Below are 21,988 nucleotides of genomic sequence, written 5' to 3' on the forward strand. Positions count from 1 at the left end.
GTCGTCGCCCGCACCGACGCGACCGAGGAAGACGACATCCTGCGCCGAGCCGAAGCCCTCGCCGCCACCGACGCCGACGTCATCCTCGTCGACGGAGTCCGCAGCGTCGAATGGATCCAACGGATCCGCACGGTCGCCCACGGCAAGCCGCTGCTGTTCAACCAGATCGCCGGCGGCAAATCCCCCCGCCTCTCCCTCGGCGAACTCACCGACCTCGGCGTCGACGTCGCGATCTACAGCACCCCCTGCCTGTTCGCCGCCCACCGCGCCATGGACACCGCCCTCGCCGAACTCCGCCTCTCCGACGGACGCCTCCCCGCGGCAGAGGACGGTCTGGAGATCGGGGTGAGCGAGTCCACCCGCCTCCTGGCCCGGAACATCGCCCGGCACCACGCCCTGCCCTCCGCTCGGGACAACGCGGACGCGATCGTATGATCCGGGCCGTCGACATGCCTGCCGCCCCCGTCGACACGGCACACCCCGCACAGGACGGTGGCTGAGCCGCGACGCGGCCCGCGGTGAGCCACGCCGCCATCACCTTCCGCAGCGGTCTCCCGCGGGCGTGCCTGGGCGGTGCGGTGCCGGTGCACCGCCCAGGCACGGTGGCGAGCCGTGGCAAGCCGCTGTCCTCGTCGGCTGCTCGAAAGAGGACGGCGAGCGGCGCGGCAGGGAAGGCGTCACCGGCCCCGGCGGGCCGACAGGAACGTGCGGAACACCTGTGCGGAGCGCGGGTTCTGGTCGCACTGCCATACGCCGTGGGGGCAGTAGTCCGTGATGCTGTGGTAGAGCGGTTTGTGCTCGGCGATCCATCTCAGCATGCGCCGCATGTACTCGGGGTTGTCGCCGTTGCGGAACAGCCCCCATTCGGGATACGAGATCTGCTTCCCGTGCGCCCGCGCGAAGTCGACCTGCTGTCGAAGCCCGTACGGCTGGGTCACCTGCTCGTCGAAGGTGTCGCCGGGCGGCTGGTCGTAGCTGTCCATGCCCAGTACGTCGACCACGTCGTCGCCGGGATAGCACGCGGTCCAGGCGATGGCGTCGCTGCCGCGGTTCGGGGCGAAGTCGAACCGCAACCGCTGTCCCTCGACCGAGCGCATGGCGGCCACGATGCGCCGCCAGTACCTCTTCCAGTTCTCGGGGTCGGGACGGCACCGGTGGGTGTAGTTGAAGCCGTTCATCTCCCAGCCGAGCACGATCACCGTGTCCGGCACGCCGAGGGTGACCAGACGCTTGGCCAGCCTCCGGAAGTGGCGATCGTGCTCGCCCCGCGCGCCGGCGCGGATCAGCTCGGCCACCTGCTCGTCGGAGACGTCGGCCTCGTTGCGTTCCTGCATGGGCACGTTCAGAACGAAGAGCCGATCGGCTCTCGCCCTGCGCCACCGGGCCCAGCTGCGCAGGGAATCGGGGGCTCCCTCGATGTTCGACCAGGTGTCTCCGGGCAGGTAGGTGTGCCCGGCGCGCAGCTCGGTGCCCCCGAGCCAGTGCGAGAGGCCCCGCATCCTCTCCACACCGGGCGAGCCGTAGTGGAGGTAGGCGCCCACCGCGACCTCGGTCCCGGCGTTGCCGCCGGGCCCCCCGAGGCCCTCACCTGTGGGCGAGGCCAGGGCGCACCCGGTGACAAGCATGCCGACCAGGACCGTACGGGTGCAGGCGCTCGCCAACCGACGGCCCCGAGGGAACATGACGCCTCCATGGAAATCTCGAACGGTGTGCGTGGTCGCTGGGTGCGCCTTGCACCGATGCTAGGCATCTCGCCCGTTCCCGGCCTGTTCGGTGGCCCGATGCTCGGCTGAACGAACGACGCGGCCGTCGAGGGCTCGACCGGTCGGCCGCCTGTTACGAATGTGCCTCGAACTCGACGAGGAGACGCGTGGGGAGGTGCGGTAAGGCAGCGTGGTCGGGGCCCAGTTGAACGCCCGCCCGTCGCCCAGGGGGACACATGCGGACCCGCGCATTCGCACTCGTACTGACCGTTGTCGGCGCCGCCCTGTCAGCCGGCTGCTCCGGTGGACCCGAAGCCGCCGCGCCGAGCCCGAGTCCCAGTCTCAGCGTGAGTGCGAGTCCCACCCGTACCCCGACACCGACCTCGCCGCCCGAGCCGACGCCCGCCGGTGAGCTCGTCGCCCTCTGGTACAAGCAGGACGGCTCGGAGCGGTACAACGAACTCGCCAAGCGGACGCGCGGCGTCCATGACCTTCACGAACAGGGCCGCGGAGTCATCGACTTCGAGAACCTGTCCGCGGCACTGCGCGCCGCCGAAGCCCACCAGGAGATCCCGGACGCGCCGACCCAGGCGGTGTGGGCGAACGCGCAGAAGCAGACCCGCAGCGGAATGGCGGACGTGCTGTCCGGTTCGTCGCTGGCCCTCATGCCCCTGCCCGCGGACGAGGCGAGGGAGGCGCAGGCCCGGGGGTGGGAGAAGATCGGCAAGGGGCTCGCGGAACTGAAGGACCTGGACGCCCGATTCCGCGCCTTCGGAATCAGCCCCGATGTACTGAAAGACCCGTGGGCTTCCTACAACTGAGCCGTCGACCCGTGACCGCACGGTCCCTCGACGTGGACCGGTGAGGTGAACCTGTACGCCGGATGGCTGAGGGGACGGGTGGCAGCGGTGGCAGTCCACCGGGGCGCACCCAAGGCTCGTGGCCGGAGACGCGCACGAGGGAAGGGCACCAGGGAATGTCGCAAGCCGAGGAGGAAGACGTCGCCGCGCGCCCGATCGGCGGGGTGGGTCGGCACCGGAGCAGAGCCGGCCACCTGCGGACCGCGATCAGGCGAACCAATCTGCTACCGGCATTCTTGGTGCTCACGGTCATGATGGTGGCCTTGTGGCTGATGGGGATGCCATTTCTGCAGGCGCTGACGATTTCGACCGCGGTGAAGATCGCGGTGGCTCTGCTCGAATTCCGTCACCTGCCCGATCCGCCCCGCGGCTGAACGAGCGCCGGCCCACCGCTGTCTACCTACCGGTGGCGTCGGCTTCCTGGGGTCGGGCGTTCCAACGGATCAGGAGGACGGCGGCCGCCAGGCACAGCACGGCCGGTGTGGTCGGTAGGAGGAGGTCGGAGGCATCGCCTTGCCACAGCTGGGCGTTGGTCACCCAGGCCAGGGGCAGGTCCAGCAGGAAGAGGCCCAGGCCGGTCGGCCAGAAGCGGCGGTGTGACCTCGTGGTGAGGCCCCACAGGAACAGGACGCAGGGGATGACGAGGAGGACAGCCGTCGCCACGGCCCGGTCGGGTCGTGGGGTGTAGGAGTCGGAGCCCGGCATCGTCAGTGCGATGACGGTCAGGAAGACGGCGAGAAGCAGGTGCGCGGTGCCGGGGCGACGCTTCTTCGGCTGCGCGGTCGCCGGTGCGTTGTGGCTCGGACGGGGTGCCTCTGTCGCGGTCCCCGGGGAACAGGCGCGCCCGGACGCAGTATCAACCCGTGGGCGCGCCGAGACGCGCGCGGCGTTGATGATCCGGTGGGCGGGGGCGTTGACCGCCGCCATCGATCCGTCGAGACCGTACACGAACAGCGCGATGTCGTTCTCCAGCGCGTAGCTGACCGCCGTCGTGGTGTAACCGCTGCCCGTGAAGAAGAGGAGTTGCCGGTCCAACCTCTGGCCGCGCGCGCCGAACAGGCGCTGCAACTCAGGACGCCCCACCGCCGCCGCCTGGTACTTGACCTGTCCGAGCGCCCGCGCCGACCGCACATCAACCCCGCCGTCGGAGCCTCCGGGCCTGGCGGTCGCGTCGAGGTATCCCCAGTGGCGCATCCACGTGGCCGCGTTGTGTTCGGCGTCCTGCCACGTTCGGACCGCACGTGTTTCTGGCGGAGGCCCGGACCGTACTGCCCGAGAGGATGTTTCGCTGGTCACAGCCACGAAGTATGGCAGGGCATGCCGGGGCCCGGTGGGGGAGGTCCACTCAGAGCACGCGGAGGGCACGCCAAGGGGTGCGCAGGAGGCGGGGGGTTCCGGCGACACGCGTGCGCGGTTGATCGTCTCGCGGCGGGGTAGCGGAGCGGCATGGCTCCCGAGAACGCTTCCACCCCCGCGACCGGTTACGTGCAGCCCGAGATCGACGTCTCGTCGCTCACCGAGGTGCTCGACGGCGAGTACGCCGGGATCCGCGACCTTGTCCGTACGAACCTGGCGACCTACGCCTCGGTCCTCGAAGAGGCCGACGAACTCGACATCGAGGCGTTTCGCGAGCGGGTGCGTGAGGTCGTCGTCAAGATGGCCGCGACGGGCCAGACCGGCATGGGCTTTCCCGCCGAGTACGGCGGGGGCGGCGACGTCGGGGCCTCGATCGCCGCGTTCGAGACGCTGGCCTTCGGCGATCTGTCGGTCCTGGTGAAGGTCGGCGTGCAGTTCGGGCTCTTCGGCGGCGCGATCCTGCACCTGGGCACCGGGCGCCACCACGACGCCTACCTCCCGGACCTGATCACCGGGGAGCTCATGGGCTGCTTCGCGATGACCGAGACCGGGCACGGCTCCAACGTCCAGGCGCTCGGCACCGTCGCGCGGTACGACGCCGCGAGCCGGGAGTTCGTCATCACCACCCCGGACGACCAGGCACGCAAGGATTACATCGGCAACGCGGCCCGTCATGCCGAACTGGCCGTCGTGTTCGCCCAGTTGGAGGTGGACGGCCGGTCCCGGGGCGTGCACGCCTTCGTCGTCCCGCTACGGGTCGGCGGCGAGACGGCCCCCGGCGTCCGCATCGAGGACGACGGCCGCAAGATGGGGCTCAACGGCGTGGACAACGGTCGCATCTGGTTCGACGGCGTGCGGGTGCCGCGCGAGGCACTGCTCAACAGGTTCGCCGACGTCACTCCCGAGGGCGTCTACGAGAGTGCGATCGACAACCCCGACCGGCGCTTCTTCACCATGCTCGGGACCCTCGTGCAGGGCCGGGTCAGCGTCGCCGGCGCCGGGATCAGCGTCTCCAAGGTCGCCCTGACGATCGCCACGAAGTACGCCGTGCGCCGCCGTCAGTTCGAGGCGACCCGGGACAGCGGGGAGCAGGTGCTCCTGGATTACGGCCTGCACCAGCGCCGTCTGCTGCCGCTCATCGCCCGGACGTACGCCCTGCACGTCGCGCAGGACGTCGTACGCACCCAGCTGCACGAGGTCTTCTCCGGTATCGAGGACGACGCGCAGGCGCGGCGCCGGCTCGAATCACGGGCCGCGGGCATCAAGGCGCTCGGTACCTGGCACGCCACCCGGGTCGTCCAGGAGTGCCGCGAGGCGTGCGGCGGCGCCGGTTATCTCGCCGTCAACCGGTTCGCCGCCCTCAAGAGCGACAGCGACGTCTTCACCACCTTCGAGGGCGACAACCACGTCCTGCTGCAGCTCGTGGCCAAGGGACTGCTCACCGATCACGCGAGCGAGTTCGAGGACCTCGACCAGCTCGGCATGGTCCGCTACGTCACCAACCTCGCCGTCGAGACGGTCATCGAGCGGACCTCGGCCCACAAGCTGCTCGAACGGGTACGCGACCTGCTGCCCGGCGGCGACGAGTGGGACCGGGAAGCCGGTCTGCTCGACTCGGAGTACCAGCTCGCCATGGTCCGGTTCCGTGAGGAGCACATGCTCGCCGGCCTGGCCCGGCGGATCAAGCGCGGGATCGACCAGAAGCGCGATCCCGGCGCCGTCTTCTCGCAGGTGCAGGACCACGTCATCGCGCTCGCGCGCGCACACGTGGAGCGACTGGTGACGGAGGCCTTCGTCGACAAGGTGCGCGCACTGCCCGAAGGGGGCGAGAAGGCGGCGCTGTCCCTCCTCTGCGACCTGTTCGCCCTGTCGACGATCGAGGCGGACCGGGCTTGGTTCATGGAGCACGGACGGTTGACCGCCCAGCGTTCCAAGGCGATCAGCCGCGAGGTGACCGACCTCTGCCGCAAGGTGCGTCCCCTCGCGGTCGATCTCGTCGACGCGTGGGGCATCCCGTCCGCCATGCTGCGGGCGCCGGATCTCGTGGGCTGATCCGGGCCGCTGCCGGGCGCGAGAACGCTGGACCGGTCGGCTGTCCGGGGAGCGCCGACTCAGGCGGGCTCGCTCGTTCAGGCGTTCGCCTGGCGCGGGGCGACGACCCGTCGGGGCGCGGCATGGTGCGCCGGCCTTTCGCTGGGGCGAAGGCGCCGCAGCCAGACGGAGGCGGTGATCAGCAGACCGGTGAACACCGTGAGGAGAAGGACGGAGACCCACATCTGCCGGCTCCCCGGATGCAGCCATCCCGCCCACGCGGCCGAGGCCGCCCACAGCAGGGCCCCTGCCATGTAGAGGGACCGGACCCGGCGCAGCCGGCGCGCGGCCCGCAATGACGTGAGAAGTTCCCGCTTCGATGCCATGCCGGGTCGCATACCCCGAAGATGCGCATCTCCACGGGTGAATCTCCACGGATGAATCCTGCGGGTGTTTGATCGGGGACCGTCTCAGGTCTTGGGTGCCCAGGCGGCTTCGGAGGGCGCGGGGCCTTCCAGGGCGTGACGGAGCTTCTCCTTGAGGGTTTTCGGTGGGGCCTGCGTCTCTTCCTCCGTGTGGACGAGGCGGGCGGTGCTCACGCGGATGTGGCACTCGCGGTGTCGCTGCTTGAGCTGGACCAGCCAGGCGCCGTCCTGGGTGAGGTAGGCCTGCCGGGCCGGGGTGTCCCCCGGTCTCGCGTGACGGGCCAGTGTCGCCGGCAGGTGGTGCAGGGCCGCGTCCTCGGCGACGGCACGGGCCTGTGCCTCCGTGCCGGTGACGGCGTGGCTTGCCACCAGTGCCCAGCGGTGCAGTTTGAGTTCCACGCCGTCGGCGCTTCGAGTCGTGCGGGTGTCCTCCTCGATGAGGACGTACCACTGGTCAGTGCCCGTGTGTTCCGTGGGGGCGTGGTCCGTAGGGGTGTGGTCCGTAGTCATGGGCGGAGCCTAGGGCGGCGTTCCGGGGGTGGGAAGCACGACCCCGTGAATCGGCGCCGATCGCCCGGCGGATCACGTACACGGTGGGTCGTGGCCGTCGCCGTGGCCCCCGAGGGGGCCACGGCGCGGGCGACGGGCGATCGGTGAGCGGCGCCCGTCACGTCTTGGGTCAGAACACCGAGTCGAAGCCGGCGGCGGCCACGTCCGAGTGCACGCTCGACGGGACGGCGGGCTTGAACGGGGTGGCAGCGTCACCGGTGCCCGCGTAGAGCTTCGAGCCCGTCGGTCCGACCACGTACAGGTCGCCGCGGCCGTCGCGGTCCGCGTCGCCGACGCCGACGAGGTGGGTGAAGGCTCCCCAGCCGCCGCCGACCTTCGTGCGGGCGGAGAACGTGCCGTCCCCCTTGCCCTCGTACAGCCACAGGACGCCGGAGGTGTCACGGGCGACGAGGTCTCCGGCGGGGCTTGCGGTGATGTCGCCGACGGCCGTGAGCTGGTTGTAGGTGCCCCAGCCTCCGCCGAGCTTCACGCGTCCCGCGAACGGCGTGCTCGCGTTGCCCGTGGCCTTGTAGAACCACAGGGTGCCCGCCGTGTCGGTGGCGAGCAGGTCGGACCTGCCGTCGCCGTCGAGGTCGCTTCCGCCGGTGAGCCGGCTGTAGATGCCCCAGCCTCCACCGATCTTCGTCCGGGCGGCGAAGTTGCCGTCCCCCTTGCCCTCGTACAGCCACAGGACACCGTCGGCGTCGCGGGCGACCAGGTCTGCGGCCCCGGCCCCGGCGATGTCGCCGACGGCCTCCAACTGGTTGAAGATCTGCCAGCCACCGCCCATCCGCACGCGTCCCGCCGAGTACGTGTCCGCGGAGGACGGCGTCTTGACGGTGTCGTCGCGCCACAGCACGCCCGAAGCGTCCCGGGCCAGCAGGTCGGGGCTGCCGTTGTCCGTGTAGTCGTGCATGTTGGTCGCGCGGACGACCTTGAAGGTGCCGGACTCCTTGACGTCCGGGCCGATGCCGTTGAGCGGGGCGGCGTCGAGCTCCCACGTGTAGTCGCCGCTGGGGGCGAGCGAGGCGTAGTCCTGGGCGTTGAGGAGGAGCCCGTCCCAGCGGAAGGTGACGGGACCGCTGCCGTGGGCCGTGTTGTGGTCGAACGTGAACTGCTTGCTCTGACCCGTCCTGACATGACGCAGGGTCACGGTCCCCTTGGCGTTGTACCGGGAGAGGGTCCAACTGAGCGTCGTTGCGCCGCCGTTCTTGTCGAGCTCGGCGACCTGCGGGACGTCCGTCTTGACCAGCGTGAGCGCGGTGGACTCGCCGGTGCTCGCGATGAGCGTGGCGAAGGGCGCGCCGTTCTCCCCGAGCGCGATCCGGTAGATCCCCTCGCCCTGGGCGAGCGTGCCGCCGCGCACCAGGAGCGCGCCGTCGGGGGTGGGAACCGCGGACGTGGCGTGGTCGAGCAGCTTCACCGTCGACTTGTCGATGACGTTGACGGCGTTGAAGACGAAGCGCTCGGAGGGGCTGGTGTGGTTCTGCGCGTACGGCAGGGGGGCGTACGCGACCCAGTCGCCCAGGAGACTGACGTGCGTGCTGTTGGCGTTGCCCAAGTCGGCCAGGATCACGGCCGGAACGCTGCCGTTCCCGCCGCGGTCGGCGTACTTCAGCTCGTAGCCTCCCCCCGGCGTGCCCTCCACCCAGGCCCAGCGGTTGCCGGAGACGGCCGAGTCCACGGAGTACGGGGCCCTCGCCGTCTCGCGCTGCTCGACGACGGAGGCGGTGGCGACGTCCACGACGGCGAGGTAGTAGCGGTCGGTGTCGGCATCGGCCACGGAGTAGCGGACGAACATCCGGGTGGCCGAGATGGGCTCCATGCTCTGGAACCCGAAGTTCGCCGGGAGACCCGTCACCTGCCGGTTCGAGTCCCCCTGATTGCCCTCGCCGATGAGGCGGAGCTGCCCCTTGCGGGTCGCCGCGTCCCGGGAGGAGAAGACGAGCGTCCTGCCGACGGTCCCCGCCCACGAGAGGCCGTTGTCCGACTGGTTGATGTACTTCGGGGCGCTGCCGGGCGACGCCATGTCGTGGAGGGCGTAGCGGCTCGTGCCGTTCTCACGGGTCGCGACGATGTCGGAGCCACCGATGGAGTAGCCGTTGTACCGATCCGGAAGTTCCGTGGTGACACCGCTCGCGGTGTTCGTCCACCGGAAGACGGTCTTCTGCTGGTCGGCCAGGACATCGGCGGACAGGAACCCGCTCTGCCCGGCGCCGACGATCCGGGAGGTCCGGGGGATGGAGATGACGCCGTTCTTCGCACGGGTGGGGGCCCCGGAAGCCGCCTGGACGCCGGCGGGCACGACGGGTGTGACGGCCGCGACGGGTGCGGCGGCGGTCGCGGGGGCCGCCGTCAGCGCGGTCCCGGCGGTCACGGCGAGGACGGCGGTCACGGCGGCGGCGAGTCGGCGCCGCGGCACGCGGGTGCCGGCGGCGGCACTGTCGGCGACGTCGGTTGAGCGGCGACGAGCGGCGGCTCGGTCGTGGGACACGATGGGTCCTCCCCCAGAGAGACCGGACGCACCATGCGCCACGCCCGGTCAGACTCATGATCGCGACGAAGGGTTGTACCGGCCCGGGCGAAGCACATCGGCGGCCGGTGTCGTCGCTCGCATTGCGTCAGTTGCCGCAGTGCTTGGTGAACACATCGCGAAAGGGGGAAGGCGACCCGGTACCGACAGACGGGCCGACGTCCGACGTCCACCGACGTCCGACGTCCACACGGACACAGCCGCCGAGCGGCAGACAGGCAGGTACCGCCGTGCTCATCGATCTTTCCGGGAAGACGGCCCTGGTCACCGGATCCACCCAGGGCATCGGCGCGGCCATCGCCTCCGGCCTCGCCCACGCCGGTGCGCGGGTGGCCGTCAACGGCCGCAGCGAGAAGTCCGTCGACGAGGCGATGCGGCGCATGGAGGTGGGAGACGGCTCGCTGATCGCGGCCCCCGGTGACATCTCGACGGACGAGGGCGCGCGGGCGGTGTTCGACGCCGTCCCGCAGGTCGATGTCCTCGTGAACAACCTGGGCATCTTCGGCTCACTGCCGGCCCTGGAGATCTCGGACGACGAGTGGCGCCGCTACTTCGACCTGAACGTCCTGACGGCGGTCCGGATGATCCGGCACTACCTCCCGGGGATGATGGAGCGGTCGTGGGGCCGGATCCAGAACATCGCCAGCGACTCGGCGGTGGTCACCCCCGCCGAGATGATCCACTACGGCATGTCCAAGACGGCCCTGCTCGCGGTCTCGCGGGGCTTCGCCAAGGAAGCCGCCGGAACGGGGGTGACCGTCAACTCCGTGATGGCGGGCCCGACGCACACGGGTGGAGTGGAGGACTTCGTCTACGAGTTGGTGGACAGCGAGCTGCCCTGGGAAGAGGCCCAGCGAGAGTTCATGCGCACGCACCGCCCCCAGTCGCTGCTCCAGCGCCTCATCGAGCCCGAGGAGATCGCGAACATGGTGGTCTACCTCAGCTCGCCCTTCGCCTCGGCGACCACCGGCGGGGCGCTGCGCGTGGACGGCGGCTACGTGGACTCGATCCTTCCGTAGCCGATCCGCGCCGCTCCACCGCGGTCCCGGCCACTGCCCGGCCAGCCGGCCAGCCGGTCGCTCGGTCGCTCGGCGGGCCGGCCTCTCGGTCGGTCGGTCGGTCGGTTGCCGACCACGTCGACGATGTCAGCCGGCCCAGCGACCGGTCAGGAAGGTGACGGCCACCACCACGCCGAACGGGGCCACGACGTACAGGTACGCCGCCCGCACCCGCGGCCGGCGCAGGCTCCACCCGGCCAGGGCGATCCACAGCGGCCACCACAACAGGGTGGAGCGGGGGATCGAGGTGTACCAGTACGAGGTCCCCAACGCCCAGAGGGTCAGGGCCGTGTAGAGCGCCTCGGGCAGTCGACGCCGGCGGACCAGCACGACCAGCAGGGCGACGCCGGCGAGCATCGCCGACAACTCCACCTGCGACATCAACGCGTAGCCGGTGGGCTGCGTGTGGTGGAAGGCGGCGTCCCAGGTGTTCGACCAGGCCTCCCAGGGTGAGTGGAAGTCCCGGTACCAGCCGCGTTCTTGGGCGTGCTGCCACGCCATCCAGTCCCCGGTGCGGGCCGCGAGGAACCAGCCGTGGAGCGCCGGGGCGAGCGCGGGCAGGACCAGCCAGGGAGCCGAGCGCCAGGGAGCCCGGTCGCGGGCGGTGCGTACGAAGTGGAGCGCGAGCGCGGCGGCCAGGAACAGGCCGGTGACCCGTACCGAGCAGGCGAGGCAGGTCAGGACCGCGGCCGCCGGCCAGTTCCCGCGCTGCGCCGCGAGCCACGCGGGCAGCGCCAGTGCCAGGAACAGGGACTCCGTGTAGCCGGCCGCGAGGAACACCGCGCAGGGCGACAGCAGGAAGAACACCGCCGTACGCCGGCCCCCTTCCAGGTCGCGCAGTTGGCGGCGGGCGATCCGGGCGAGCGCCAGGACGGCGATCCCGCCCGCGACGAAGGAGATCAGCGCCGCCGCCGCGGCCCAGTGCGGGACGATCACGTGAACGGCGCGAAGGGTGAGGGGGAACCCGGGGAAGAAGGCCTCGCGGTTGTCCCAACCGACCGTCCACGGGCCGGCGCCGTCCGGGAAGTACCCGTCCTGGGCTATGTGGAGGTAGTGCCACCAGTCCCACTGCTGCCACGGGGAGAGCAGTGAGGCGGGCCGCCGGGACCGGGCGTCGGCGGGGAACAGCCGGCTCACGGCTCCGGCGGTGATCCAGATCCCGATGCGCGTGAGGACGTACAGCCACAGCACCTCGCGGTCGGCGGGACCGAACCGCGGCAGGCGACGCATGGGCCGTGACGCGGGCCGGGCGGGGGGTGCGGCGACGGTGACGGGTCGCGGCGGGGTGGAAACGGACATACGGGTACTCCTGAGTCGACTGAGGGCGCGCCGGACTGCCGGCCGAGGACGATCGGCCGGTGGGGCGCCGGTGTTCCCGGACTGACCGGGTCGGTTATCGCGTGGCGGTCGAGGAGGGCTCCCCGTTCGGCCCCCCGGTCGGAGGGGGCACGGTCGCGTGGGGCTGCGCCGGCTCGGTGGTGCGGCCGGTGGGCGGTGGGCTCGACGGGAACGAGGTCGCCGATGAACGCGGCGGGGAGGTGGGTGACGAGGGCGGCGACGAGGGCGGGGGCGGCGCCGACGAGGGGGACGGTGACAGCAGGGGCGACGGGGTGGTGGCCGGCAGGTTCCCGCCCCCACCGTCGGGCAGCAGCCCGCTCAGCGCGGCGCCCGAACCGGCGAGCACGAGGCATGCCGCGACGGCCAGGCCGGCGATCCGGCGGCGCCGGGCCCGCTCCCCGCGCCGGGCGATGACCGAGACGGGGGCGAGAGCGGTCCCCTCCTGCCCGGCGGAAGCCGCCTCCTGGAACAGCGACCGCAACGGATCGTCGGGATCAGGCATCGGGAGCCTCCTCAATGCGGGGGTCCTGCAGATGGCGGGAGAGGGTGGCGCGCCCCCGGGACAAGTGGGTCTTGACCGTGCTCGCGGACAGGGAGGTCTCGGTGGCGATCTGCTCCACCGTCAGGTCGCACACGTAGTGCAGGACCATCGTCCGGCGCTGTTTCGGCGGCAGGTGCCGCAACGCCTCCACGAGGGCCACCACCTCCGGCCCCGGACCGTCCACGTGCCCGGCGGGGGCGGCGCGCTCCCAGGCGTCGGCGGTGCGCCGCAGGCCGCGCCAACGGCTCACCGCGAGCCGCCACGCGACGGTACGGATCCAGGCCTCGGGCCGCCCCTCACGATCCAGCTGCCGGCGCCGGTCCCACCCCTTCACGAACGCCTCCTGCACCACGTCCTGCGCCTCGTGGTGGTCGCCGAGCATCACGTACAGCTGTCCCGTCAGCCGTACCGCCGCCTGCGCGTAGAACTCTTCGAACTCCTCGACGGTCAAGAATCACTCCTGCGCTCACTCCCGCGTCCACGTATCCCTCCCACGGGGAATACGCCCGCCGCACCGCATCCGGTCTACACGGGATGCGGTGCAGTCTTGTGAGTGGCGTCACACGAGCCCGCCGGGACACGCGTCCGGACGGCCGGCCTCGCCCGGCAGGACACGGCGCGGAGCCGGACGGACGCGTTCTCCGCGCCCGTACCGGCTACCCGGCCGGCCCGGCCCGCAGGCCGCCCTGCTTGACCTTGACACGGTGACAGGGCTTTCACTGCTCGCCAAGGAGGTGGTCTCGATGACGATCACGAATCAGGACACTGATGCGAAACGGGCGCTCCAAGGTCTGCTCCAAGGTCTGGAGGACGGCCGTTCGTCGGTGCGGCTGCGGGCTGCGCTGGCGATCGGTACGACGCCTGACCCGCGCTACGTCGGCACGCTCATCGAGCGATGCGCGGTCGAGCCCGAGTTCTTCGTCCGCGACATGCTGACCTGGGCGCTCACCCGCCATCCCGCGTCCCTGACGCTCCCCGGGCTGGTCCGCGAAGTACGCTCGGGGCGGGCGCAGGCGCGGAGCCAGGCGCTGCACACACTGTCCAAGATCGGGGACCGGCAGGCGTGGCCGGTGATCACGCGGGCGCTGTTGTCCGACGCCGACGACGAGGTGGCGCGGAGCGCCTGGCGGACGGCGGTCGTGCTCGTGCCGGAGGGCGAGGAGTCCACGTTGGCCACGATGTTGGCGACGCAACTCGGGCGCGGTGAGCGGGAGACGCAGCTCAGTCTCAGCCGGGCACTGGTCGCGCTGGGTGAAGCGGTCGCGCCCGCTTTGCGTGCTGCGACGACGGTGCCTGATCCGCGCGTGCGCGCACACGCGCTGGCCACACAACGGTTGCTGCGCGACCCGGACACCGGATTCGGGTTCGCGATCGAGGAGGCGAAGCGCGTCGTGGCTCTCGGCGGGTCCGACGATGAGGGACGGTAGGGCGTGTTGATCGGTGAGGTGGCGCGGCGGTCCGGGGTCAGTGCCCGCATGCTCCGGCACTACGAGTCCCTCGGTCTGGTGCGTCCTTCGGGCCGTACGGACTCCGGCTACCGGGAGTACTCCGGCGAGGACGTCCGGCGGATCTTCCACATCGAGAGCCTGCGGTCGCTGGGGTTGTCGCTGCGTGAGATCGGGCGCGCGCTCGACGATCCCGGCTTCGTACCCGCGGCGCTCGTCGGCGACCTCATCGGTCGGACACGCGAACGCATCGAGGCGGAGACCGAGCTGCTCACGCGGCTGCGCCGGATCGATGCCGCGGACCCCACCGGTTGGGAGGACGTCCTCCAGGTCGTCGCGCTCCTCCAGGCACTGGGCTCGAAGAGCGCCGGCGCGCGTCAACGCGCGGCCCTCTCCTCGGGCAACGAGGTTCCGCCTCCGGTGGAGGCCCTGGTCGAGGCGGCGCTGCGCGAGAAGGATCCGAACGTCGCCGGAGCCCTTCGGTGGGCGCTGGCGCGATCCGTTGACGACGGCGGTCCGGCGCTGTTGGCGGAGGGCCTCGGCTCACCGGTGGCCGCGGTGCGGGAGCGCGCCGTCCAGTCCCTCGCGGAGATGCCCGGCGACGAGGCCACCGTGCGGCTGCGGCAGGCCCTCGCGCACCACGATGTCGTGGTCCGCGGACATGCGGCTCTGGCACTGGGGGTACGTGGCGTTGCCGATGCGGCCCCGACGCTCATCGACATGGTCGTGGCGGGAAGGAACGACACCGACGCGGCCGACGCACTGAGCGTGCTGGCGAGCGACACGGCGGCGGCGGATCGGATCGCGACCGGGCTCGTCGAGCGTCTCGCCGACGGCTCCACGCGAGCGTCGGCACGCGGACGACTCACCCAGGCGCTGGCGGACATCCCGGGTGCGCGGGCGTCACGTGCCCTCGTGGAGCTGTCGGATGACGAGGATCGCGCCGTCGCACTGACCGCTACGTATCTGCTTCGGCTACGCGAAACACGGTGACGCATCGCGTCCCCCGGGTGCCGCGCGGGCCGCTCGCCGCGGGGTGGGCGATGGCCGACGGAACGCGCAAGAGCCTTGTCAGTGCCTCGTGCAAGGCTTTGGACCAACGGCGGCATCCGAACCGTGCCGTCACACGCATCGCAGGGGGGACTTTCATGTTCACAGACCGACGTCGGCGTGCGCTTCGCGGCGTGCTCGCCGCCACTGCCGTCACGGCCGCGATGGCCTCCACCGCCGGTACGGCCTTCGCTTCCGGCGATCCGGCCGGGGCCGACCGGGCCCGCGCCGCGGCCGTCGCGGAGCAGCAGGCCCAACAACGGGCCCCGCACCGTGCCGAGGACGCCCGGGGCGTGGGACCGCTCGGCCGCGCGGCCGGTTCGGTGGAGACGCCGAGCTTCTCGATGACGGCCGTGGACAAGCAGTCCACCGAGCTGTACCTGTACTTCCCTGACCACAAGGGCGCCTTCGAGGACCGGTACCCGGTGGAGGTCAGCTTCGACGGCTTCGCCGACTCGATCAATGTCGACAACGACAAGGACGGCTACAGCGACGGCACGTGGAGCGTCTACAAGAACGGAATTCTGAACTACAGCTGGATCGACGACAATCTCGAACACCACAGCACGCAGGTCGGCACGGCCTGGAACATCTACACCACGGTCCTGTCCCCCGGCAATCTCGGCGGAGCCCAGGAGGCCGACCTCATCGGCCTCGACACGTCCGGTGATCTGTGGGGGTACCTCGCCAACCCGGACGGCACGCTCGGCGAGCGTACGCGCATAGGCGGCGGCTGGGGCCAGTACACCCAGCTCGCCGGCCAGGGTGATCTGACCGGAGACGGCAAGGCCGACATCGTCGCCCGGGACAAGGCCGGCGTCCTGTCGCTCTACAGGGGCACGGGCGACCACAAGGCTCCGTTCGGGCCCAGGACGCAGATCGGCGGCGGTTGGAACACGTACGACCGCCTCCTGTCGGTCGGCGACCTCGACGCCGACGGCAGGGCGGACCTGATCGCGCGCAAGCCGAACGGTGACCTGTACCGCTACTCGGGCACGGGCAACGCCGGAGCCGTGTTCCGGAATCCGGTCAAGATCGGATTCGGGTTCCAGATCTACAACCTGCTGTAGCAGCAGCCACCGACGGCACGCCGCTGCACGGGACGGGACGGGGCACTTGCCTCCGCGCGGGGGACGGGACGGCTGCCCCGTCCCGTCCCCTCCCACCTGCGATGCTCCGAAGCCCAGGTCACCGCGTTCGCCCCGCGGCTACGAGGACCGACCGAGGTCAGCGCACGGCCGCGAGGACCGACCGAGGTCAGCGCACGGCCGCGAGGAGGGGCGCCGGTGCGGCCTGCGCGACGCGGGCCCGGTGCGCCTGACGGCGCGCGACGTGCACGCTCCGTCGGGCCAGGCAGAGTTCACCGGCGGAGACGTGGCAGGTCGGGCAGCGCTCGGCGAACGCACCGTGCCGGAAACGGCGGTGCGTCTCGTACGTGGCGTCCAGCATCGCGTCGAGCGCGGACGGAGACGGGAGCACCGCTGACATCGCGGCTGTCACGAGTTGTCCCCCGCGGGCTCGGCGAGCGCCGACGGGACCAGCCTGGTGTTTCCTCATGGAGGGCGTCTCCTGTGCAGTGGAGTGCGGGGCCACGGCCTTCACCCTCCATACGTCGAAACCACGATCCCTGTTAAGGCTGCCCCGATAACCACTGCTCAGACACTCGCCGCCTCGCGACCTCAATCCGCGTAGCGGATCCGGCCTGAGGCGGCGCGCCTATCGGCTGAAGTGGGCGCGGTGTTCGTGCAGGAAGGCGTCGAGGGTGCGGGGCGGGCGGCCAAGGATGTCGCTGACGGTGGTGGTGGGGGTTTCGGGTCGGGCGATGGCGAGTTGCTGGATCTCCGTCACGTGGTCGGCGAGCCAGGTGGGCATGTGGGCGTTGCGGATGAGGTGGTCGCGCAGTTCGTCCGGGCGGAGATCGTGGTACTGGACGTGCTGGCCCGTCAGGACGCCGAGTCGGGCGGCGAGTTCGGGTTGCGAGACGGCTTCGGGTCCGGTCAGGGTGTAGGCGCCTCCGGCGATGTCGGGCCTGGTGAGGGCGGCGGCGGCCACGTCTCCTATGTCGCGGCAGTCGATGTGGTTGTAGGGCGCGTCGCCCGTCGTGCCGAGGATGATGCCCTGGGCGACGGCTTGGGCCAGGCGCAGGAGGTTCTGCATGAACGCGTAGGGGCGCAGGATGGTGTGGGCGAGGCCGACGGCGCGCAGGTGTTCCTCGATGGCGTGGTGTCCGCGGGAGATGGCGACCGGAGAGTCGGGTTCGGCGGCCGGAGCGGAGATCTTGACGATGTGTCCGATGCCGGCGTGTGCGGCGATGTCGATGACACGGGTTTCGAGTTCGACCTGTGCGGGGCTGTTGGCCATGGCGAGGAAGAGCTGATCGGCGCCCTTGAAGGCGGTGTGCAGGGAGTGGGGAGCGGTGGCATCGGCGTACCGCACCTCGACGGACCGTTGGTGTGCGCCGGTTACGCCGGGGATCGGCTGGTGCGGGGTGCGGGTCAGTGCGCGGACGGTCGCACCGAGTGTGTGGAGGCTGTGGAGCAGGGCGTTCCCGGTGGCTCCGGTGGCTCCCATGACGACGATCATCGCGTGCTCATTCCTTGGTGACTCCCCCGGTGGCGGGTGCTGCCGGGAGAGGTTCGGTCGGGTTCAAGTTCGGTCTCGGGCCTGGGATTGGGCTTGGTTCCGGGCTTGGGATCGTGGGGCGGGTTGGGTCCGGCGCCGGGGCGGGTTATGTCGCGGACGTCGTGGTGGTGCGCCAGCGCAGGGTGACGATGGTGGTGGCGAGGGCGGCGGAGACGGGCAGGTCGATGCGCAGTCGCTCCAGCCACGGGGTGGCGGGGATGGAAGTGTGAGCGGGTAGCCACTGGGCCGTGAACCATCCCAGTAGGGCCGCCGCGCCGGCGGCGGTGATGACGAGTGCGGTGGTCAGGGCGACGCGCGGCGTGGTGGTGGTCCACCGTCGGGGTTGCCCGCCGTTGCGCAACCAGGTACCGATCAGGAAAGCCACCAGGGCGGAGGTGCCGGCTATGGAGGTGCAGGCGGCCACGGCCAAGTCCTGTTGCCCGGTGGCGACTCCGGCCACGCCGGCCGTCAGTGCCGGGGCGACGTAGGCGGTGAGCACCTCGCGCCACAGGGTGAACGGTCGGGATTGCCGGGAGGCCGTTCGGTTTCGATTGGTTCTGCCCTTGGTTGCGGGCATGTCGGCCTCTTTCTCATTCGTGTGAGGGAACCGAAGTGGTGCGGAGGGAGAGAACAGGACCGATCCACCCTCGCGATGCCATGAGGCAGTTATGTCATTAGCCAGCTAACTATTGCCTCGAAAAAAGGGCCCTGCCCGGAGGGCGGGGCCAAGACGACTTGGAGCCCGGTCAGTCGGCGACCAAGGCCGTGCTGCCGCGCACGACGCGGGCGAGCAGATCCAGGAACACCGCGCGCTCCTCGGACGAGAGCCCGCTCACCATCGCCTCGAGCCGCCCGAAATGATCGGATGCCATGTCGCGGAGACGCTGCGCCCCGCGTGCGGTCAGGACTGCCACCGTGCCCCGGCCGTCCTCCACGGACGGGCGGCGGGCGATCAGCCCCTCCCGCTCAAGGCCGTCCAGCAGGCCGGTGATCGTGGCCCTGGAGACATCGAGGTCGATCGCGAGACGCGAGGGGGACTTCTCGCCACCGTGGTCTTCGAGGTCGGCGAGCAGGCGGTAGCGCCCCGTCGACAGGCCGAACCTGGCGAAGTGCGCCTCGGCCGCCCGGCCGACTCTCGCGCCTGCCGAGATCAGCCGTACAGCGACCAGCACCGCTTGCGGATCGACCTCCAGGCCGTAGTGCTCGACCTGGCGCCTGGCCTGGTCCAGCGTGGGCGCCTCGCCATCGATGCCGTTCCTCGTCATGGAAGTAATATGGCGGCTAACCATTTGGCCTGTCAAGAGCTGTACCCGGCACCGTGCCCAGCCGGCTCCGCCCCCGTCAGCCGTCGCCTCATCCGGTGGAGCGACGCGGCTTGACCCCATCGTGAGCTCTGGCGGCTCATCCGCGTGGCGCACGCCTCCGATGCGCATTCGCCGCGCAAAACTGAACCGGGTGGGTGGGTGACTGCCCCGCGAGGCGTACCAGCGATTCCCGGCCAAGGAGGCAGCCATGACGGAGCAGCGCAAGTTCAGCTACTCCATCCCGGAGGAGTTTGGCGAACTGATCGTGGAGTTTCGCGGTCTGCTCGAAAAGCGTCCCCATGCGAGCCGGCACTTCTCTCCCGCCTACCACCCTGCGGGCCTTGGATCGGAAACGGGCACGCCAATGACGGTGGGGATCTCCCAGCCGGTCTTCGAATGCTCGGAGATCGAACCCGGATTCGTCGTGTGCGAGCGCGTCGACGAGCAGTGACCGTGCAGGAAGCCGTCCGACGGCCTCACTGACGAGCACGTGCGAGCTCTCAGAGAGGCGGCGCGGCTGGTCAATCAGGCACGGGGTGCAGCTGCCGAGTGGCTCGCCCGGTCCGGAATCGACCCGGGTCCATGTCACCCGGGTCCTTGGAATTCTGCGCCGAGGTGCATTCGCTCATCCCGCCGGTCCGGCCCTGCGGATGTCCGGGATTCCGTGGCGACTCCGACTTCTGCTCCAGCCAGTACCAGGACTTCACGGGGCCGGACATCGGCGCAGGCGCGATCATCCGCGTCTGCGGGCACGCACGGGTAGAGCACGAGGCGATCTGACGGCGCCCGATCGACGACCTGGCAATGCCCGGGCGTGGGGTTGCCCTCGGACTACAAGCTGCTCGCTGCGGCCTACCCGTCCATGGTCTTCGGTGACTTCCTGTGCGTCGGCTTCCGGCCCCCCGGGCGGGAGAAGGCGTGGGCCGAAGACCCGGAGGATCTCGATCCTCGCGGAGTGGTGCGAAGACGCCGAAACCGCCGTCCCCCTGAACCCGTCTCCCGCGCCTGGAGGACTGTTGCCCTGGGCCACGTCGAACCAGGGTGACTACTTCCTCTGGAGCACCGGTGAGGCCGGCCCCGATGAGTGGACTGTCACCGTGACCTCCCGTAATGGCGGCTGGTGGCACTACACGGGAGGCGCCGTTCAGTTTCTGGCGGACCTGATCAGCGGGTCCCTGGAGCTGTGGTCGTTGCCTTCGGTGCGGCCTTCCGTCGAGGCCTTCGGAGTCAACTGAGACGGTCTACGTCTGTCCGGCCGACGGTGGCCGACGGTGGACAGACGAGGGCGGCGGCTGTGCGACAAAAGCTCGGGCTGCCGGTCCGTCGCGAGTCGGCGCTGAAGCCATGGCGGGGACGGCGTGCACGTGCCCCCCAGCCATGGCTTCAGTGGCCCCGAACGGCCTCTGGTGGCTCAGAGCACGCGTTCGACGCGGGCTCGGCGGATCAGGTTCTTGCCCGGCTCCCGGACCTTCTCGAACGCCGCGTTGTTCAACAGGACACAACTACCGGACGGACCATTCACCGTCACCGTCGTCGCCTGACCGTTGTCCAGGTTCGTCACCTTCAACTTCGTACCCACCGGGAACGTCCCACTGCTCGCCGCCGGCGCACCCCCCTCACCCGACAACGTCACCGACGACCCCTTGCACACCACGTCGCCGGCGGCCGGCGGTACCTGTACGGCCCCTGGTGCCGCCGCGCCCGGAGCTCCGGCCGCGCCCGCCGATCCCGCGGGGCCGGACGGCGCGCCACCGCCACCACCCACACGTTCGACGCGGGCTCGGCGGATCAGGTTCTTGCCCGGCTCCCGGACCTTCTCGAACGCCGCGTTGTTCAACAGGACACAACTACCCGACGGACCATTCACCGTCACCGTCGTCGCCTGACCATTGTCCAGGTTCGTCACCTTCAACTTCGTACCCACCGGGAACGTCCCACTGCTCGCCGCCGGGGCGCCCGCCTCACCCGACAACGTCACCGACGACCCCTTGCACACCACGTCGGGTACGGCGGCGTTGCCGGTCGCCACCGTGGCGGCGACTCCTCCCGCCACCATGGCTCCCGCGACGACTGAGAACACGAGCTTCTTCGTACGGCTCATGGTCCTTTTCCGCGACATTGACACTCCTCGGCTCGATGGACGCTGTCCTTCCGTCCTGCATACGGCCGAGAACTCAGGCGAGTTCAGTCCTGTCGCCGGGTGACAAATCCCGCCGTGCGGAGGATCTGGGCGTCGCGGGGCGGGGCAGCGTGGGGGCGAATTCGCGGGGAGCGTGTTCAAAGCTGCAGGTGGAAGGCTTGGCGCCCGAGAGGTCGACGGGGGTATCGCAGCCGCGCTGTCCGCCTCTTTCGACGCGGATGCGAGGCGACCTAAGGAGGGCTTAAGGCCCCGTTGTTCTGCCCTTAAGGGGCCCCGGCGCAGGCGGCGGCCCGCCAGGTGCCCCACTGCCGGTGCAACGCGGGTCCGTGCCTCATTCCACCACCAGATCCGCCCGGGTCCGCCCCGGGGCGATCAGCCGGGCGTTCGCCTCGTCGGAACGGCGGACCCATTCTGTGGCGGCCGCCCGCTCCCGGCCGTGGCGGACATGGCGGTCGACGAGCCGCCGCACGCGCATCGTGTCGTCCGGCGCGAGGTACCAGGCCTCGTCGAGGAGCGGCCGTACCGCCGCCCACTCCCCCGCCCCGTACAGCAGGTAGTTTCCCTCGGTGACGACCAGGGGCACGGCGGGGTCGACCCGGATGCTCCCGGCGATCGGCTCCTCCAACGACCGGTCGAAGGCCGGGGCGTACACCTCACCGGCCGCCGGCTCACCGACCCCCGCCGAACGCAGCCGGCCCAGCAATGCGGTGTATCCGGCGGCGTCGAAGGTGTCGGGGGCACCCTTGCGGTCGGCCCGGCCCAGGCGCACCAACTCGGCCTGCGCCAGGTGGAAACCGTCCATGGGTACCACGACGGCCAACTCCGGCCCCAGGGTTCGGGCCAGCCGCTCGGCGAGGGTGGACTTCCCCGCCCCGGGTGGCCCGGCGATCCCCAGGATCCGCCTGTCCCCCGACGCCGCGAGCCTGCGCGCCCGCTCCTCCAGCTCCGTGAACTCCATGGCCCCATCCTGCGCCATGGCGTGGCCCTTGGGAGTCGTATGAGGTCGAGACCAGCCGGTGCCGCATCGAGGTCC

The 21,988-nt window shown here is 70.7% G+C and carries 22 protein-coding genes and 2 pseudogenes; 10 read left to right on the forward strand and 14 right to left on the reverse strand.

Translation table 11 applies throughout. The annotated features are described in order from the left end of the window. Window positions 1–435 (forward strand): annotated as a pseudogene (locus ACIRO3_RS04710) (carboxyvinyl-carboxyphosphonate phosphorylmutase); the annotation flags it as partial. 242 nt (window positions 436–677) lie between these two features. On the opposite strand, the gene ACIRO3_RS04715 reads toward ACIRO3_RS04710, so the two are convergent. Continuing rightward, window positions 678–1,682 carry a glycosyl hydrolase gene (locus ACIRO3_RS04715; RefSeq protein ID WP_366146999.1) on the reverse strand — a complete coding sequence of 335 codons (1,005 nt, stop codon included), beginning with the start codon at window positions 1,680–1,682 and terminating at the stop codon, window positions 678–680. Between the two features lie 368 nt (window positions 1,683–2,050). Here ACIRO3_RS04715 and ACIRO3_RS04720 point away from each other — a divergent pair, with 368 nt between their 5' ends. After that, window positions 2,051–2,524 (forward strand): hypothetical protein, encoded by a 474-nt coding sequence (locus ACIRO3_RS04720; protein ID WP_404132392.1) that lies wholly within the window; start codon window positions 2,051–2,053, stop codon window positions 2,522–2,524. A gap of 155 nt (window positions 2,525–2,679) precedes the next feature. Continuing rightward, window positions 2,680–2,937 carry a hypothetical protein gene (locus ACIRO3_RS04725; RefSeq protein ID WP_361781483.1) on the forward strand — a complete coding sequence of 86 codons (258 nt, stop codon included), beginning with the start codon at window positions 2,680–2,682 and terminating at the stop codon, window positions 2,935–2,937. Window positions 2,938–2,959: 22 nt separating this feature from the next. On the opposite strand, the gene ACIRO3_RS04730 is transcribed toward ACIRO3_RS04725, so the two are convergent. Beyond that, window positions 2,960–3,865, reverse strand: coding sequence for a restriction endonuclease (locus ACIRO3_RS04730; protein ID WP_404132396.1), 906 nt, complete (start codon window positions 3,863–3,865; stop codon window positions 2,960–2,962). Window positions 3,866–4,009: 144 nt separating this feature from the next. On the opposite strand from ACIRO3_RS04730, the gene ACIRO3_RS04735 reads away from it, so the two are divergent. Continuing rightward, window positions 4,010–5,971, forward strand: a complete 1,962-nt coding sequence (locus tag ACIRO3_RS04735) for an acyl-CoA dehydrogenase (RefSeq protein WP_404132399.1) — start codon at window positions 4,010–4,012, stop codon at window positions 5,969–5,971. A 77-nt stretch (window positions 5,972–6,048) separates the two neighbouring features. On the opposite strand, the gene ACIRO3_RS04740 is transcribed toward ACIRO3_RS04735, so the two are convergent. From ACIRO3_RS04740 to ACIRO3_RS04750, 3 genes are all read right to left on the reverse strand, one after another. Then, window positions 6,049–6,336, reverse strand: coding sequence for a hypothetical protein (locus ACIRO3_RS04740; RefSeq protein ID WP_404132402.1), 288 nt, complete (start codon window positions 6,334–6,336; stop codon window positions 6,049–6,051). 84 nt (window positions 6,337–6,420) lie between these two features. Further along, window positions 6,421–6,885, reverse strand: coding sequence for a hypothetical protein (locus tag ACIRO3_RS04745; protein WP_404132405.1), 465 nt, complete (start codon window positions 6,883–6,885; stop codon window positions 6,421–6,423). 169 nt (window positions 6,886–7,054) lie between these two features. Next, window positions 7,055–9,418, reverse strand: coding sequence for an FG-GAP repeat domain-containing protein (locus ACIRO3_RS04750; RefSeq protein ID WP_404132408.1), 2,364 nt, complete (start codon window positions 9,416–9,418; stop codon window positions 7,055–7,057). Between the two features lie 269 nt (window positions 9,419–9,687). Here ACIRO3_RS04750 and ACIRO3_RS04755 point away from each other — a divergent pair, with 269 nt between their 5' ends. Then, window positions 9,688–10,476, forward strand: coding sequence for an SDR family NAD(P)-dependent oxidoreductase (locus tag ACIRO3_RS04755; RefSeq protein WP_404132410.1), 789 nt, complete (start codon window positions 9,688–9,690; stop codon window positions 10,474–10,476). A gap of 126 nt (window positions 10,477–10,602) precedes the next feature. Here the strand turns inward: ACIRO3_RS04755 and ACIRO3_RS04760 are convergent, their stop codons facing one another. The 3 genes from ACIRO3_RS04760 to ACIRO3_RS04770 all read right to left on the reverse strand — a co-directional run bounded on the left by ACIRO3_RS04760 (window position 10,603) and on the right by ACIRO3_RS04770 (window position 12,845). After that, window positions 10,603–11,814: a mannosyltransferase family protein gene (locus ACIRO3_RS04760; protein WP_404132413.1), complete on the reverse strand. Its 1,212-nt coding sequence runs from the start codon at window positions 11,812–11,814 to the stop codon at window positions 10,603–10,605. Window positions 11,815–11,908: 94 nt separating this feature from the next. After that, window positions 11,909–12,355 (reverse strand): hypothetical protein, encoded by a 447-nt coding sequence (locus tag ACIRO3_RS04765; protein WP_404132416.1) that lies wholly within the window; start codon window positions 12,353–12,355, stop codon window positions 11,909–11,911. Beyond that, window positions 12,348–12,845: a SigE family RNA polymerase sigma factor gene (locus ACIRO3_RS04770; protein ID WP_404132419.1), complete on the reverse strand. Its 498-nt coding sequence runs from the start codon at window positions 12,843–12,845 to the stop codon at window positions 12,348–12,350. Before ACIRO3_RS04770 ends, ACIRO3_RS04765 begins: the two co-directional genes overlap by 8 nt. Window positions 12,846–13,137: 292 nt before the next feature. Here ACIRO3_RS04770 and ACIRO3_RS04775 point away from each other — a divergent pair, with 292 nt between their 5' ends. The 3 genes from ACIRO3_RS04775 (at window position 13,138) to ACIRO3_RS04785 (ending at window position 15,959) form a co-directional block, all read left to right on the forward strand. Further along, window positions 13,138–13,821 carry a HEAT repeat domain-containing protein gene (locus ACIRO3_RS04775; protein WP_404132422.1) on the forward strand — a complete coding sequence of 228 codons (684 nt, stop codon included), beginning with the start codon at window positions 13,138–13,140 and terminating at the stop codon, window positions 13,819–13,821. Between the two features lie 3 nt (window positions 13,822–13,824). Continuing rightward, the gene (locus tag ACIRO3_RS04780; protein ID WP_404132425.1) at window positions 13,825–14,832 is read left to right on the forward strand and encodes a MerR family transcriptional regulator; all 1,008 of its coding nucleotides are present in this window, start codon (window positions 13,825–13,827) and stop codon (window positions 14,830–14,832) included. A gap of 191 nt (window positions 14,833–15,023) precedes the next feature. Beyond that, on the forward strand, window positions 15,024–15,959 hold the full coding sequence (locus ACIRO3_RS04785; protein WP_404132428.1) for an FG-GAP repeat domain-containing protein: 936 nt from the start codon (window positions 15,024–15,026) through the stop codon (window positions 15,957–15,959). A 187-nt stretch (window positions 15,960–16,146) separates the two neighbouring features. Here ACIRO3_RS04785 and ACIRO3_RS04790 read toward each other — a convergent pair whose 3' ends face one another. The 4 genes from ACIRO3_RS04790 to ACIRO3_RS04805 all read right to left on the reverse strand — a co-directional run bounded on the left by ACIRO3_RS04790 (window position 16,147) and on the right by ACIRO3_RS04805 (window position 18,776). Next, window positions 16,147–16,368 carry a hypothetical protein gene (locus tag ACIRO3_RS04790; RefSeq protein ID WP_404132431.1) on the reverse strand — a complete coding sequence of 74 codons (222 nt, stop codon included), beginning with the start codon at window positions 16,366–16,368 and terminating at the stop codon, window positions 16,147–16,149. A gap of 237 nt (window positions 16,369–16,605) precedes the next feature. Next, window positions 16,606–17,460, reverse strand: a complete 855-nt coding sequence (locus tag ACIRO3_RS04795; protein ID WP_404132434.1) for an NmrA family NAD(P)-binding protein — start codon at window positions 17,458–17,460, stop codon at window positions 16,606–16,608. Between the two features lie 157 nt (window positions 17,461–17,617). After that, on the reverse strand, window positions 17,618–18,088 hold the full coding sequence (locus ACIRO3_RS04800; protein WP_404132437.1) for a hypothetical protein: 471 nt from the start codon (window positions 18,086–18,088) through the stop codon (window positions 17,618–17,620). A gap of 169 nt (window positions 18,089–18,257) precedes the next feature. Then, a complete protein-coding gene (locus tag ACIRO3_RS04805) occupies window positions 18,258–18,776 on the reverse strand; it encodes a MarR family transcriptional regulator (RefSeq protein ID WP_366147014.1) in 519 nt (172 codons plus the stop codon). A gap of 247 nt (window positions 18,777–19,023) precedes the next feature. Between ACIRO3_RS04805 and ACIRO3_RS04810 the strand changes: the two genes are divergently transcribed. Together ACIRO3_RS04810 and ACIRO3_RS04815 are read left to right on the forward strand one after the other, a co-directional pair. Continuing rightward, window positions 19,024–19,266: a hypothetical protein gene (locus tag ACIRO3_RS04810; protein ID WP_404132441.1), complete on the forward strand. Its 243-nt coding sequence runs from the start codon at window positions 19,024–19,026 to the stop codon at window positions 19,264–19,266. Window positions 19,267–19,831: 565 nt separating this feature from the next. Next, window positions 19,832–20,050, forward strand: a complete 219-nt coding sequence (locus tag ACIRO3_RS04815) for a hypothetical protein (protein WP_404132445.1) — start codon at window positions 19,832–19,834, stop codon at window positions 20,048–20,050. 524 nt (window positions 20,051–20,574) lie between these two features. On the opposite strand, the pseudogene ACIRO3_RS04820 reads toward ACIRO3_RS04815, so the two are convergent. Continuing rightward, window positions 20,575–20,841: pseudogene (locus ACIRO3_RS04820) on the reverse strand (hypothetical protein); the annotation flags it as partial. 445 nt (window positions 20,842–21,286) lie between these two features. Then, window positions 21,287–21,913, reverse strand: coding sequence for a nucleoside/nucleotide kinase family protein (locus tag ACIRO3_RS04825; RefSeq protein ID WP_404132448.1), 627 nt, complete (start codon window positions 21,911–21,913; stop codon window positions 21,287–21,289). Window positions 21,914–21,988: the final 75 nt, after the last annotated feature.

It is taken from the genome of Streptomyces sp. NPDC102278 (assembly GCF_044766345.1).
Lineage (GTDB): Bacteria > Actinomycetota > Actinomycetes > Streptomycetales > Streptomycetaceae > Streptomyces.

Excerpts from the sequence above, each read along its gene's own strand:
- ACIRO3_RS04715 (WP_366146999.1), bottom strand. The coding sequence starts at position 1,682 with ATGTTCCCTCGGGGCCGTCGGTTGGCGAGCGCCTGCACCCGTACGGTC.
- ACIRO3_RS04725 (WP_361781483.1), top strand. The coding sequence starts at position 2,680 with ATGTCGCAAGCCGAGGAGGAAGACGTCGCCGCGCGCCCGATCGGCGGG.
- ACIRO3_RS04735 (WP_404132399.1), top strand. The coding sequence starts at position 4,010 with ATGGCTCCCGAGAACGCTTCCACCCCCGCGACCGGTTACGTGCAGCCC.
- ACIRO3_RS04740 (WP_404132402.1), bottom strand. The coding sequence starts at position 6,336 with ATGGCATCGAAGCGGGAACTTCTCACGTCATTGCGGGCCGCGCGCCGG.
- ACIRO3_RS04745 (WP_404132405.1), bottom strand. The coding sequence starts at position 6,885 with ATGACTACGGACCACACCCCTACGGACCACGCCCCCACGGAACACACG.
- ACIRO3_RS04760 (WP_404132413.1), bottom strand. The coding sequence starts at position 11,814 with ATGTCCGTTTCCACCCCGCCGCGACCCGTCACCGTCGCCGCACCCCCC.
- ACIRO3_RS04765 (WP_404132416.1), bottom strand. The coding sequence starts at position 12,355 with ATGCCTGATCCCGACGATCCGTTGCGGTCGCTGTTCCAGGAGGCGGCT.
- ACIRO3_RS04775 (WP_404132422.1), top strand. The coding sequence starts at position 13,138 with ATGACGATCACGAATCAGGACACTGATGCGAAACGGGCGCTCCAAGGT.
- ACIRO3_RS04795 (WP_404132434.1), bottom strand. The coding sequence starts at position 17,460 with ATGGGAGCCACCGGAGCCACCGGGAACGCCCTGCTCCACAGCCTCCAC.
- ACIRO3_RS04800 (WP_404132437.1), bottom strand. The coding sequence starts at position 18,088 with ATGCCCGCAACCAAGGGCAGAACCAATCGAAACCGAACGGCCTCCCGG.
- ACIRO3_RS04805 (WP_366147014.1), bottom strand. The coding sequence starts at position 18,776 with ATGACGAGGAACGGCATCGATGGCGAGGCGCCCACGCTGGACCAGGCC.
- ACIRO3_RS04810 (WP_404132441.1), top strand. The coding sequence starts at position 19,024 with ATGACGGAGCAGCGCAAGTTCAGCTACTCCATCCCGGAGGAGTTTGGC.
- ACIRO3_RS04825 (WP_404132448.1), bottom strand. The coding sequence starts at position 21,913 with ATGGAGTTCACGGAGCTGGAGGAGCGGGCGCGCAGGCTCGCGGCGTCG.